This is a genomic window from Paenibacillus sp. JGP012, from assembly GCF_014203995.1.
In the GTDB taxonomy this organism is placed as follows: Bacteria; Bacillota; Bacilli; order Paenibacillales; family Paenibacillaceae; genus Paenibacillus; species Paenibacillus silvae.
This window is the reverse complement of sequence record NZ_JACHKG010000007.1, coordinates 1-13,402: the sequence shown is the minus strand read 5'-3', so window position 1 is coordinate 13,402 and position 13,402 is coordinate 1. Positions and strand designations below refer to the sequence as shown.

General features: G+C 44.3%; 13 protein-coding genes. 7 read left to right on the top strand and 6 right to left on the bottom strand.

Features of this window, described 5'->3' with window-relative positions; translation table 11 throughout:
- Window positions 1–17 precede the first annotated feature (17 nt).
- Window positions 18–431 (bottom strand): winged helix-turn-helix transcriptional regulator, encoded by a 414-nt coding sequence (locus tag HNR77_RS10945; RefSeq protein WP_397366650.1) that lies wholly within the window; start codon window positions 429–431, stop codon window positions 18–20.
- A 253-nt stretch (window positions 432–684) separates the two neighbouring features.
- Between HNR77_RS10945 and HNR77_RS10940 the strand changes: the two genes are divergently transcribed.
- Window positions 685–1,281, top strand: coding sequence for an NAD(P)H oxidoreductase (locus HNR77_RS10940; RefSeq protein ID WP_184183668.1), 597 nt, complete (start codon window positions 685–687; stop codon window positions 1,279–1,281).
- 261 nt (window positions 1,282–1,542) lie between these two features.
- Here the strand turns inward: HNR77_RS10940 and HNR77_RS10935 are convergent, their stop codons facing one another.
- On the bottom strand, window positions 1,543–2,184 hold the full coding sequence (locus tag HNR77_RS10935) for a FusB/FusC family EF-G-binding protein (protein WP_184183665.1): 642 nt from the start codon (window positions 2,182–2,184) through the stop codon (window positions 1,543–1,545).
- 774 nt (window positions 2,185–2,958) lie between these two features.
- On the opposite strand from HNR77_RS10935, the gene HNR77_RS10930 reads away from it, so the two are divergent.
- Window positions 2,959–3,267 carry a hypothetical protein gene (locus tag HNR77_RS10930; RefSeq protein WP_260410499.1) on the top strand — a complete coding sequence of 103 codons (309 nt, stop codon included), beginning with the start codon at window positions 2,959–2,961 and terminating at the stop codon, window positions 3,265–3,267.
- A gap of 250 nt (window positions 3,268–3,517) precedes the next feature.
- On the opposite strand, the gene HNR77_RS10925 is transcribed toward HNR77_RS10930, so the two are convergent.
- Together HNR77_RS10925 and HNR77_RS10920 are read right to left on the bottom strand one after the other, a co-directional pair.
- A complete protein-coding gene (locus tag HNR77_RS10925; protein ID WP_184183662.1) occupies window positions 3,518–3,985 on the bottom strand; it encodes a GNAT family N-acetyltransferase in 468 nt (155 codons plus the stop codon).
- A gap of 66 nt (window positions 3,986–4,051) precedes the next feature.
- Window positions 4,052–4,711 (bottom strand): hypothetical protein, encoded by a 660-nt coding sequence (locus HNR77_RS10920; RefSeq protein WP_184183658.1) that lies wholly within the window; start codon window positions 4,709–4,711, stop codon window positions 4,052–4,054.
- A 237-nt stretch (window positions 4,712–4,948) separates the two neighbouring features.
- Between HNR77_RS10920 and HNR77_RS10915 the strand changes: the two genes are divergently transcribed.
- The 3 genes from HNR77_RS10915 to HNR77_RS10905 all read left to right on the top strand — a co-directional run bounded on the left by HNR77_RS10915 (window position 4,949) and on the right by HNR77_RS10905 (window position 6,635).
- A complete protein-coding gene (locus tag HNR77_RS10915; protein WP_184183655.1) occupies window positions 4,949–5,593 on the top strand; it encodes a M48 family metalloprotease in 645 nt (214 codons plus the stop codon).
- A gap of 11 nt (window positions 5,594–5,604) precedes the next feature.
- Complete coding sequence (locus tag HNR77_RS10910; RefSeq protein ID WP_184183651.1) at window positions 5,605–6,153, top strand: hypothetical protein; 549 nt, start codon at window positions 5,605–5,607, stop codon at window positions 6,151–6,153.
- An 89-nt stretch (window positions 6,154–6,242) separates the two neighbouring features.
- Window positions 6,243–6,635, top strand: a complete 393-nt coding sequence (locus HNR77_RS10905) for a hypothetical protein (RefSeq protein WP_184183648.1) — start codon at window positions 6,243–6,245, stop codon at window positions 6,633–6,635.
- 245 nt (window positions 6,636–6,880) lie between these two features.
- Here the strand turns inward: HNR77_RS10905 and HNR77_RS10900 are convergent, their stop codons facing one another.
- Together HNR77_RS10900 and HNR77_RS10895 are read right to left on the bottom strand one after the other, a co-directional pair.
- On the bottom strand, window positions 6,881–7,753 hold the full coding sequence (locus HNR77_RS10900; protein WP_111272565.1) for a carbohydrate ABC transporter permease: 873 nt from the start codon (window positions 7,751–7,753) through the stop codon (window positions 6,881–6,883).
- 19 nt (window positions 7,754–7,772) lie between these two features.
- Window positions 7,773–8,630 (bottom strand): ABC transporter permease, encoded by an 858-nt coding sequence (locus HNR77_RS10895; RefSeq protein WP_186809594.1) that lies wholly within the window; start codon window positions 8,628–8,630, stop codon window positions 7,773–7,775.
- Window positions 8,631–9,085: 455 nt separating this feature from the next.
- Between HNR77_RS10895 and HNR77_RS10890 the strand changes: the two genes are divergently transcribed.
- Together HNR77_RS10890 and HNR77_RS10885 are read left to right on the top strand one after the other, a co-directional pair.
- Window positions 9,086–10,897 (top strand): sensor histidine kinase, encoded by a 1,812-nt coding sequence (locus tag HNR77_RS10890; RefSeq protein WP_184183645.1) that lies wholly within the window; start codon window positions 9,086–9,088, stop codon window positions 10,895–10,897.
- Between the two features lie 485 nt (window positions 10,898–11,382).
- Entirely contained in the window at window positions 11,383–12,990 is a 1,608-nt protein-coding gene (locus tag HNR77_RS10885) for a response regulator transcription factor (RefSeq protein WP_184183643.1), read from the top strand.
- Window positions 12,991–13,402 lie beyond the last annotated feature (412 nt).

Here is a 13,402-nt window from a genome sequence, read left to right as displayed (position 1 = left end):
TTTTGCCCTCCCGTTCTTCACGTTTCTGAAGCTGTAAAGTCCTCCAGCACCTTCGACCGATCTCCATACACTTTGTCCAGATGCTCTTCCCCCCAATAGCACAGAAGATCCAGCGCAGGCTTGAGTCCCCATCCGTATTCCGTAAGCTCATACTCCACCTTGGGAGGCACTTCGGAGTAAACTTTGCGCTGTACAATCTCGTCTTTTTCCAATCCTCTAAGCTGGGTCGTCAGCATTTTCTGTGTAATGTCCGGGATCAGCCGCCGCAGCTCCGAGGTCCGTTTGCGCCCTGTGAATAAATGATAAATAATGAGCGGCTTCCACTTCCCACCCATCACTTCCAAAGCTGCTTCAACGCCAACCCTATATTTCTTGGGAGCATTCGCACCCGTTTTTGTCTTGTCTTGTTCCGTCACCGCGCATTCCTCCATATTCCCTATCCGTTGAACCAACATAATGTACACCGACATTTCTTGACTAGAACAACCTTCCTGCACCTTTCATCTGCATGCCGAGGACATATTGCGGTCTTCCAATCAAGGTACATTCATGTTCTTAGGGCACTTTCATCTCCCTATAGAACATCAAAGTGCGTACTTCCAGATGTTCTCAACCCTGTTTATAATAGCATCATCCAAGGAGACATGGCTACCTAACCACGCTCCAGAAAGGCTGTGATTGTTAATGAACGTTTTAGTTGTCGTATCCCATTCCCGTAAAGATTCTCTGACCTTTCAGGTCACCGATCGTTTTATTCAAGGACTGGCAGAAGCGGGGCATCAAGCAGAAATCGTGGATTTACATGAGATAGGTTTCGATCCGATTCTACGCGCAGAAGATGAACCTGACTATACGCAAGAAATTCAGCGCTTCTCTCCTCAGATTGAAGCCGAGATCACGCGGCTCAGGAAACACGATGCCATTGCTTTTGTCTTCCCCCTATGGTGGTGGCATCTGCCTGCAATGCTGAAAGGTTACATTGACCGTGTCATGAACAACAGTTTTGCCTATGGCACGAACAAGCTGCATCATGAGCAAATTTTGTGGATTGCCCTTGCCGGTGTGACCGAAGAACAGATGAACAAACGGGGCTACGGTGATTCAATTCGTAATCTGCTTAATATCGGAATCGCCGATTACTGCGGCGTGGCTAATTCAAAGGTTGAGTTTCTGTACAATACCGTTGATGCCCCGCCGGAGCATTATCAGGAACTGCTGAATCAGGCATACGAGTTGGGCGTTAACTATGCCAGCCATTCTGCCAAGTCACTAACAACCTAAATACTTAGGGTGCATTCGTGACTTTCACAATAAAAAAAACTAAACACCTTACTTGCCGCTCCGCCTTTTGAAAAATAAACCACCCGTTCCCGCCTTGCATGAGCGGTTATGGTAAGTGAAAATCTCCGCATCACACACCAAAAAAGGCCGCTCAACTGAGCGACCTTGTGTGTGTTTTGTGTTGCTTTACGATCTGTATTTTGTGCTGTTTTACGATACTACTTTGGTTTCGCTATATTCGCTGTACACGACTCTTCTGCTTTATTTTACAGCTGCAAGCAAGAATTTCTCCAGCATGCTAGTATCCGTAATGCTCTCGTTGCACGCCTTATCATCCATACACACATACTGACCAACCGATGCAAAATTGTCCGCCGAGTGTGCCTTCGTCTTCACGTTGAAAAATCCAAGCTCCTGATGGCGATGACAGAACATACAGTACCCCTTCTTGTTCGTAGGCGTGATTCGTCCCTCGATCCCAAGGAACTTGCCTTCAAGTGGGTAGACGATGAACAAGCGGCTTGTCGCTATGTCGATCCATCTCAGGTAGGTTGTGTGTGCGTAGTCGATGGATTCCAGATCGGGCAGCTTGAGCTTTTTGGCCTTGGGAAACAGCTTTTGAATCTGCTTAGCTGTGACCTGCGGATATGGAATCAGATATTCCTCAAGCTGATTCAAGTAGGTCTGCACGTCATGCGGCGTCGCATACGTGGATAGCTGCTCCAGCAGCTGCTTCTGTTCCAGCGTCAGATCCTCGAAGATGCCTACGGCATTCGTACTGACGGTGTAGCGGACCGTATCCAATACTTTGGGGTCCACGACCGAGCGCAGCGTTTTCAGCAGAAATTCGGCTTGTTTATAAATGTAGTTATATTGATGATTATGAATAAATGGTGTTTGCATGGCCTTCAGCCCCTTATTTATAGTGGTCAAGCAAATAAGGTGCAAAGCCTGCGGGTTGAACCATTATGTTGATGTTGCTTTTCCAGGGCATACGATCTCATTTTGTCGCGCCCTACACAAAGTCCGCCCCTATTCAGGCTTTGCGTAAGGCTTTCTAGCGAACGAGCAATCCGGCATCATCCATATTGCCACGTCATAACCCCCAATGCAGTCGATATACGGGAATTATAGCAGGGCAGCATCGTGTAGGCAACGAGCTTCGTTCCAGTACACTATATTATTAATCCAATCCTTTTTCTTTCCGTTAATATAGATTGTTAGTTCAGTGAAGCTATACAATTGGTAAAGTTTTTGACGCTCAGTATAGAGCAGGATCAGAAGGGGTTATTGGTACAGCTTGGGGTGGAGTGTTAAGTCAATGGGGCACACAATATATTGCACAAAATTACCCAGAGTATGACTACTACACTATACTAAGCTATTATTACAGTTTTTCTGATAAAAGTAGTGGATACATCCAAACTGGGAACTATTAATCATATACTTCAGTTTAAAAACGTCAAACGTAAAGTTTGGCGTTTTTTTGGAATTTTAATTCAGTTTTTTCTATAATATAGATTATTCATTGAAAATTATAGAAGGAGGTGATAATTATGACAAAAAAAAGCATTTTACCTGCTTCTTTTTTTCCTTCTTCTTCTCACTGCATGTACTTCAGAAGACTCTGGAAAAAATCTTGAGACTGAAAATGTCCTAAGAAAAGAGTCTGCACCTGTGATAACGAGTATTAAGACTAACTTCCCTGAAAAAGAAGGTTGGGTCGTAGTCCCTGCAAACAGTTCTGATTTGACGGTCACTGTAGAGGCAACCAACGCGGAAACACTTCTTTTCTGGTCCGTTCCAACCGGGACAGAGACGTGGGGAGAAAGAGAACTAATTGGGTATGATACCAGTGGGAGCGATGGTTGGAAAATAACATGGAATATTGCGGGTAAGTCATTACACAATCGTCTAGTGGTTCAAGCATTAGGGAGTGATGGAAAAACGATCACTGATAAAACGATAAATATTACGAATGAGTAACTTTGATTTAGATCATTAATTAACAATGGATGCTCACAGTAGGTGATCGTCCATTGTTAATTATTCAGTTGTCTCTTAACCATTTAATCTTACTTCTTGGCTCTCTGACTCTTCTGAATGGAGGATTTCAAATTTCACGAATTGATTCGGAAATATCTGCTGGACTTCATGCCATTTCATACCTTCCCTCCTCATTAATTCTAACAAGTTTTTTATTATAAACTGTTGTTAATTGGTACATGCCTGTCTGCTACAACGTTAGTGTCGCCTGTACCTCACCACACGCTAGTACATCACCCGTAAGACGAAAACCAAGCGAGTCGTAGATTTTCTTGGCTGCCACATTTTCTGGTTTATACGTCAACTCTACCACTTTGGCTTTTCCGCGAGGGGCTGATTGTGCATACGCTACCGCTTTCTCTACCATTTCTCTGCCGTATCCCTGGCCCTGGTACCGATGATCGATCATCATTTTGAAAATACCATAGCTGCTGTAATCGAAATTCCCGTCCCCATCGTCATAATACATCGAAATAAATCCGACCATTCGTTCTTCCTTGTATACCGCAAAGGTAATGATGATCTGCCCCTCATCCGAGGCTATGTACGCTTCTGCAAGTGCATGCTGATTCGAAGAGATGAATTGTTGCTGTTCTGGAGAGACTTTAAGTTCGATACATTCAATAAAATTATGCCAAGTAATCTTTCTGAATTCCATTTGATTCCCTCCTGATTTAGAGTTAACTGCAAACCCTGTAATTAGGCCATAGTAAAACTGCCGCTCTCAATACCTCTCTTTGAAGCGTTCGTTCCACCAGTCCGGCTTCATTAAGTAAGCCGTTCTGATCGGCATAATGACGTATTCGTCCGTAACCTCAATCGGCTTACATGGGCCGTTATAGATTAGCTCCACATCTAAATGGAAGGACTGAATAGGTCTGCCCGCTTCGATCTCGAACTCTCGAACATAACGAATTACATCCGTGATGTGTTCCCAGTAGTGCATCGCAGCCTGTCCGCCTGCAGGCATGTTCCACCATTGGATGAAGGACGGCCATTGTACTGTCAAAGCTTCCCTCAACCCATGGTGCTGGATGGCTGCGAAATCGGGAGGCTCCAGAACAAAAGGAGATACATAGTTATGGTTAAGGTGTGCAAACATGGTATGAGACACAGCTAGATCCGGTGTTTGAGACTCTAATGCAGCCTTTTGCCGAATCTTCGCTTCCGCTTTTTGTTGAATACTGCCATTCCAGAAATCATGCCATTGTGTCTCAAGCTCCTGATGAAGCTGATCTGGTAATACAACCTGTCTGTTAGGCCACGCACCGTGCTTATCGAAGTATTCATCACAGATGCTGTACGCTCTCGCGACATAAACCAGAAAGTTCAATTCAACATCGCTAGATATACATACAGACCAGGAATTTGAATCTGAAATCATCCGCTCTCTTCCCTCCTTAACTTTATGCTAAACACTGCACTATACATGAACCTAGAAAATTATGATCAAAATGAACACATCATCATATTCACAAAAAATAAAATACAGCAAACTAGATCTAAAAAACATTAATATTCTAATAAATATAAATTTTAACATTTAAGTATGTTAAATTCATATGAAGTGTGATAGTATGTAAAAATTGGCCAGTAATTTACAAAATGGAGGTTTGTTATTATGAAGAATAATTTGAAATTTGCAATCGGTCTATTGCTAGCTTGCTTTATTACTTTTTTTATTAGTTCAAATGTTTTTGCTCAAATGGAAGCGTATATGTGGAAGAGTTCTTTTATTAAATCAGGGAAATTGAATCTGAAAATTAGTACTGAATACGCTGCCGGTGGAGATTACACTTCTACAGATATAACAGAAGGAATTAATAGATGGAAGAACACAAGTGCAAACATAAACCTATCTTCAGCTTCGTTTGCTTCATCTAATGTTGATATTAGAGCAGTTAGTGCACAAACATGGAATAATAATGGCTGGGGATCAAATACGTATGGATGGACACAACCATTTGATGGTGCGTATGCTTGTGCTACTAGTTTATTAACAAATAATTGTACTTCATCTAATAGTATTGATTATGCTGCTATTTATATAAATACAGGTAAGGATACTGGAGGGCTTTTATCATCTACAAAGCAAGATAGAAGAAGAGGTGTTATTGCTCATGAAATTGGCCACGCTCTAACCATTCACCATAACAGCTTAATCGGTGCAACTTCAGTCATGAGAACAAGCATGTGGCATGAAAGTAATTTTTCTACGACACCAACGTCAACGGACATTAATGATTTTAATAGAGTATATAAATAGGAGTGGAAAAAATGAAAAAAATTCTAATTTCATTATTTTGTATTTCGTCTAGTATTGGTTTTGGTTATGTTTATTCCTCATCATTACATACACACGATGTCCATAATCATTTAGGTGCTACTATACAAAGTGACTCTATTGCTGAGGAATTATCAATTCCTGAGTTGATCGTGAAAGGAATTGTAATCGAAGAGTTACCCGAAGTACGCCGAGAAACTGGTATTTATAATCCAAAAGTTGATACTTCATATTTAGTTACTCCGGTGAAAGTTAAAGTTGAAGAAGTCATTTCAGGAAACTTAATTGAGAATGAAATAATATACTTACAGAGAAAAGAAAGTACTGATAAATTAAAAACGAATAATGAAGTTGTTCTAATGTTAAACCGGACATCAGATAACTTCTATTGGTCCTACAATTTTAATGATGGTGTATGGCAAGTTGATAACGGAATTGTTAGTTCCAGCACAGAATCTAAAATGCTTAAAGGATTCAAAAATACAGATGCAACAGAGTTCGTTGAAGAAATTAAAGAGGAACTAAATAATTCTATGGAGTAAGTACGTAGGATATACAGGCTCATTAGCACTAAGTGTATCTGAATAATATGAATGGATATACTTAGTGCATAATAAGGATGTGAATTATATTGAAAAATAAGAAGATAATTGTTAGCGTTGTTACACTTTTTATTCTGCTCATTTTAGGTTTTCTTAGATGGGACAATCTTGAAACCCAATCTAGTGTAAATTTTAACTATAAATATGATCGATGGACAGGGCAGAAATGGGTAGAATTTTATCTGCCGCTAGCTTCCTCCAATAGCGTGGAGTTCCCACTTATATACATCGATGAGATAAATCAAAATGATATCAATAATTATTTAGCGAAACAAGCTCTTACTGGAGAGCTAGTGAACAAGTGGATTGAGAGAACCAAATTTACGGATGGATACTTAGGTCTATTATTGATGAATATTATAGTAATAATCTACAGTTGCATAAGAATATTTATTTTAAAACGCAAAGAAGACATACATTGACAACATACTAGTGCCTAGATTTTTGTTGCACTTGCATGATTTATGGCGACAATATAACACTTATCTTTTAAAAAATTATATGTTTACACAGTTTACGACCTCGTTAACCAACGATTTTGAAGTACCCTAAGCAACCACTATCAAATATGACATTCAATGAAAAAAGAAGCCACCTCCCTGGCCTTCCCCAGGTTGGCAGCTTCCTTTTACAATCGTGTTATTACCTTACTAATTACTCATACACCCTACTCCTTCACAGCCCCCACAACTATCCCGCTTACAAAGTAACGTTGGAGGAACGGATACACCAGCAAGATCGGCAGTGCGCTGATGAAAATTTGCGACGCCCGGATGGTTCGTTGGGACAGGTTCGCAATCGCTTCGGGATCAAGCTTGGTCATATCGGCCTGCACGATGATCGTCTGCATAAACGTCGCCAGCGGCAGCTTTTCCGAATCACGGATATAGATGATGCCATCGAAATATGCATTCCAGTGCCCCACCATCATAAACAGGGAAACGGTAGCAATAACCGGCACGGACACGGGCAGATAAATTTTGATAAACGACTGGAAATGACCTGCGCCATCGATAAATGCAGCCTCTTCCAGATCCTTCGGCACCGTGCGGAAGAAATTCAGCAGCAGAATGATGTTGAACACCGCCACCAGCCCCGGCAAGATCAATGCCCACAATGTATTCATCAGGCCCAGTTTCAGAATGAGGATATACCCCGGAATAAGCCCCCCACTGAACAGCATCGTGATGACAAAATACCACAGGTAGATATTCCGTGCACGGAACACACGTGTTTCCTTGGATAGTGCATACGCCGCAAGTGTGTTAACGATCAGCGCAAGCCCTGTACCCAGCACCGTCCGCTCCACGGATACCCACAGCGAGGACAGAAAGTTGGCGTTATCAAACGTCTTGGCGTACGCTTCGAACGTAAACCCAATCGGCCAGAATGTCACGAGCCCCGCATTCGCAGGAGCGGACGAACTCAGTGATACCATTAACAAGTGATACAGCGGCAGCAAGCAGAGCACCGAAAGGATGGTCAGAAACACATTGTTGAAGATGCTGAAAATGCGATATGGCAGCGTTTTATGATACATGGTTCATCATCATCCTTTCTTAGAAAATTCGGTATCCGGCAAAACGGTACGCCAGTCGGTACGAGATCACGATGAGGATCAGACTGATAACCGATTTGAACAGATTGACCGCCGTAGCAAAGCTGAACTGTCCGCTCAGCAGACCTTCGCGATACACAAACGTATCGATGATATCCGCTTGTTGATAGATTAATGGGCTGTACAAGTTGAAGATTTGGTCAAAGTTGGCGTTCAGCACGTTGCCCAGCGCCAGTGTAGCAATAACGATCCCGATGGGAATGAGAGCCGGAATGGTGATATACATCGTCTGCTTCCAGCGCCCCGCTCCATCCACTTCGGCTGCTTCATACAGAGACGGGTTAATGCCCGCCAGTGCCGCGAGGAAGATGATCGTGTTAAAACCAAACTCTTTCCACACATCACTGATAATGACGGTGAACCTGAACCAGTTGCCATCCCCGAGGAAGAAAATCGGTTTGATGCCAAACACCGACACCAGAAACTGATTCAAAATGCCCGTTTGCGCCAGAATGTCGATCAGAATACCGGACAGCGTTACCCAGGACAAGAAGTGTGGCAGATACACCAGTGTCTGAATCGTACGTTTCAATGCCATCTTCCGTACCTCATTAAGCAATAGCGCAAAGATAAACGGAATGATCAGGTTCATGATGATCTTTGAGCAGGCAAAGAATAGCGTGTTCCACGTAATTTGCAGGAAATAATCATTGGTCCACATATACTCGAAATGCTTCAGTCCCACCCACTCCGAACCACTGAAGCCCAACGCGGGCTTGTAATCCTGAAATGCCATTAGAATACCCGACATCGGAATGTATGAAAAAATAAAGACCATAATGGCCGCTGGCAGCACCATGAAGTGCAGTACCCACGGCTGTTTGTAACGTTTTTTTCTCTTCTGTTCCAGCTTACGTCCCACATCCGCCTGCGGGAGCCGTTGACCCTCCATTTTAGCCTCCATATGAACCTTCTCCTGTTCCCAAAAAAAGTTTTTGTGTGTCTTGGGCTTCTCTGATATAAATAGTATCAAGCCATTCCGGGGTCTGACTATATAACATTGTTAGGGTCGATAGGGTTTTGTTAGTTTGATCTATATTGGTGAACTAATCGTGTTATTTACACGAACCACTCCGAAGACAGAATAACCTTTCAATCGCTGTTATCCCCAGATTTTTTGATTCCCTTTTTAAAGGGAAAATCCGGTGATAAAGGCGAGCGCTTCGCTTTTCCAGGTTTTTTCTGTCCTCTCCGTTAACGTGTGAGAAAAAGGGCCATCAATATAGTTAGATGTGAATATAGAGGAGACTTTTTATGTATACATGGGAGCGCTTTAACGTTTTTCAAAAAGGAATCCGATCCCGCTTCAGCCTTTTCGCCAAAATCAACCTGTTAATCGTCATTCTGTTCATCCCGATTCTGATCATGTACACCTATTCGAACAACGTCACCTACGACGTCGTCAGCAAAGAACTGCAGGTATCGAACACCAAGCAGCTCACGTTCCTGTCCAGTCAGATCGATTCCCGCATTAATCAGATGATGGATTTCAGCCTTATTCTCTCGCGTGATCCGAATGTGCGTGCCTTCAACGGTCTGAATCTGTGGCAGGATAAGTACGACCAGATGCAGACGCGGTACATCATTCAGGAGAAAATGACACTCCAGACGGGCGTAACCGATCTCTGGCCAACCCGCTACGCGGTGTACTCCCAGCAGAACAAAGAGGTTATTGCGAACTACAACCGGGATACCGGCTATGACGAGGCGTATTTGAAAAAAAACATGAGCGGACAATGGACCTACGGGGATCATTCCACCGACGCGAAAGACGCCATGCAATCCTTTTACTGGTTCTATACGGATTCATTGGCACAGCCGGGCATGCTCACAGGCAGCAATCTGGTCATTGAAGCCAGCTTCAGCTACGAGAACATTCAGAATATGCTCGACACGTACAAAGCAGGCGGCCAGGGCGATCCGATCTTGTACCACAAAGGCAACGCCCCGATCCTGAACCGCACCGCTGACAAGCAGTTATCCGGCGAACTGATCAATTATCTGGATAATCACTCGCTCGAAGATACAACACAGGATGTCGTGGAGCTGGGCGGCAAAAACTATCTTGTCAGCACCGTCAAATCCACGTATCTGGACTGGCATCTGGTGGATGTCGTGCCGCTATATCAGATTTTGCAGCCAATCTCGCTGAGCCAGAATCTGTTCTATGTCTGCATGATTTTGCTGCTCGTTGTAGGTATTTCCGCTTCCATTCTGCTTTATCGCAATGTGCAGTACCCGATCCAGAAGCTGATCAAAGGTCTGCGCCGCGTGCAGCAAGGTGATTACTCGGTGCGTTTGCACAGTAACAACCAGAATGAGTTTTCGTTTCTGTTTCACCGTTTCAACGACATGTCCCACCAGATTCAGGATTTGATTGAAAATGTGTTTCAGGAAAAAATCCGGGCCAGAGAAGCGACGTTGAAGCAGCTCCAGGCACAGATTAACCCGCATTTTCTATATAACTGTCTCGGTTATATCATCAACATGGCACAGATGAAGGACGAGCAAGCCGTCGTGTCCATGGCGCATAACCTGAGTGCATATTATCGCTACACCACCCGGATGGAACGGGAAACCTCTTCATTGCAGGAAGAAATCAAGCTGCTGATCAACTATCTGGATATTCAGAAGCTGCGCAATGGCCGTATCGAATATCACATTGATATTCCGGAGCATATGCTTTCACAGTCGGTGCCGCGATTAATGCTGCAGCCGATGGTGGAGAACTCGGTGATCCATGGGATTGGAAAGTCGTATACATCGGGGGAGATTCGAATTACCGGGGAAAGTGCGAATGGCTTTGGCAAAATCTATATCGATGACGACGGTCCCGGCCTTACGCCGGAGCAGTATGAAGCGTTGAATCAGGAGATGCTGGAGCCACTGCAAGAGGAAGTCGGCTGCGGGCTCTGGAATACGTATCAGCGTATGATCCACACCTTTGGCAACCATTCCTATCTCCTGTTCGGCCCATCTCCACTCGGTGGCTTCCGAACCGAAATTGTCTGGGAAATCCCGAGCAAGGATGTGGACAAGGAACGAGGAGATAATGGTAAGAGTTGATACTACCCGTAGTTGTCTAAGTTGATAGAAAAACTTCATGCATCTGTCTGAAGATTTATTAAGAGGGCTTTACGTTAGAGTAAAGTCTTCATCCTTTTTTCACCCTTTTTATGTGAACTTTAGCGGAGGATTGAAGGAATTCTGGAGAAACGAAGTGTTCGCCTTTCAAGCACCATTTTGACATTCCAATAATCCAATCCGGAAAATGGGGCTTGAACAGCGATCGAAAGAAACCTTCAATACCGAAGCGGCCTGTTCACCACATGATCTATCGATTAATTTTTGAACAAGACCACGTACACGATAACGCAGAGGACAGAAAAAACCTGTAGAAACGAAGTGTCGCCTTTATCACCGAATTTACACATTTATTAAAGTCATTCAATAAATAATCCGGGATACAGCGATCCTAAGCTTATTCTGGCGTCGGAGTGGCAAGTGTACAGACGTCTTTGTTCAACCAACGTTAAGGAGACAAAACAACCATGCAAATGATCATCGTAGACGACGAAGCACACTGGGTCGATAACCTGTCCATGACCAAACCCTGGCATACGCTCGGGATCGAACAGGTTCACCGGGCATACTCTGCTCGCGAAGCCCTGCAACTCATTGAAACCCATCCGATTGATATCGTGATCTCGGACATTCAGATGCCGGAAATGACAGGTATAGAACTCATAGAACGCATCCGCGTCCGGGACAAAAAAATAAAATGCATCCTCTTATCCGGCTACTCCGAATTTGATTATGCCAAGAAAGCCATCCAGTATGAAGCCGTAGACTACCTGCTCAAACCACCAACCGATGACGAACTGATCGGCGCGGTGCAGAAAGCCATCGATCAGTTGAACAATGAATGGGCGCTTGTCAGCTCCCTATCACGGACGCAGTTTACCCTGCGCGAGAATTTGCCGCATTTGCGAGGACGCCTTTTGTTGGAGACATTACAAGGACGTCGGTTCTCCGCCAGCGAATGGGAACGTAAACTGGACAACTATGACCTGCCCTTCCACACCGGAGATGCCGCGCTGATGCTGGTTCGTATGGAGGAGGAGTTCGGCCACTACGACAGCCATGATCAGACCCTGATCGAATATGCCATTATCAACATGGCGGAGGAGATTATGGGTGAGTTTATGCACGTGTGGGGTGTGAAGGAAGATCACGGGTATGTTGTGTTTTTACTGCAATTGAAAGAGACGAACGGCGATATTGGAAAAGAAACCATTCTGGAAAAGCTCTCGATTCAGCTTCAATCCAAAGTAAAACAGTTTCTGAAAGGCTCCCTCTCCATCGTCATGACCGAGTGGTTCACCTTCCCGGAACAGATCTACGATCGCTTTCGTCAGGCTTCCGCCTATTTCCGCCAGATCGTCGGGGATGAGCATGAATTCGTCATGCGGGTGACGGATGTCGAGGCACCTGCGGCACAAGGGCCGCTGGATGTGCTGTACACTCCGCCTACCTTCATTCAACTGCTCGAAAGCGGCCAATGGGATGCAGCTGAGGACAAAATACTCGCTGTCTGCGCCGAACTGGATGAGAAATGGTCTGAATCATGGGAACACTGTATGGAGGCCGGTTTTCTCATCACCGCTGCTTTCACGAACCTGGCTCATCGGAACAAGCTCACCCTGGCAGTTCTAATGGGCAGTGATATTGAGCAGCTACAGAGCGGCGAAGTTTTCTCCACCATCGGCAAGCTGCGCAAATGGTCGCTCGGCGTACTCGCCAAACTCAAGGAAGGCACGTCCAACGAGGTCAAAGATACCCGGTCAGAGTACGTGAAAAAGATCCAGGAGTTTACCGATAAAAACCTTCATCTGGATGTATCTTTACGTGTGCTTGCAGATCATGTGAACCTGCATCCAACGCATCTGTCCAAGATTTACAAGATCGAGACTGGTGAAGGCATCAGTGAATATATCGCCCGCCTGCGTATGGATCGGGCCTGCCACAAGCTGGTCACAACCACCAAGAAAGTATATGAGATCAGCCTGGAGATCGGCTATATGGACCCGGCGTATTTTATCAAAGTGTTCAAACGGCAATTCGGCGTGACACCGCAAGAGTACCGTGACCAGCATTAATATGAATAGCGGTTCGCTTTGGATTACGTTACTTATAGATAAGTTAACTATTCATTTACACGAGAACGGAGAGGACAGAAAAAACCTGGAGAAGCGAAGCGGTCGCCTTTATCACCGGATTTTCCCCTTTAAAAAGGGAATCAAAAAAATCTGGGGATAACAGCGATTGGAAGGTTGTTCTGTAATCGTAGTGGATTGTGTAAATTTTTTAGTTCAACTTATATACTGTACTTGCCAAAAACTGCTTCCAATTTATTTACAGTAGAATAACAAAGTTTAGGCTAATCGTAGTTGCTGCTGGACCCATTCAAAAGAAGCTCCCATCCGTCCCTGCTCATAAATCCAACGAGCCTGGTGCGTATGGTGCTGCCGATGAAAGGTTTGCAGACCTTCAAGCAGGTTGCCCTGGCAA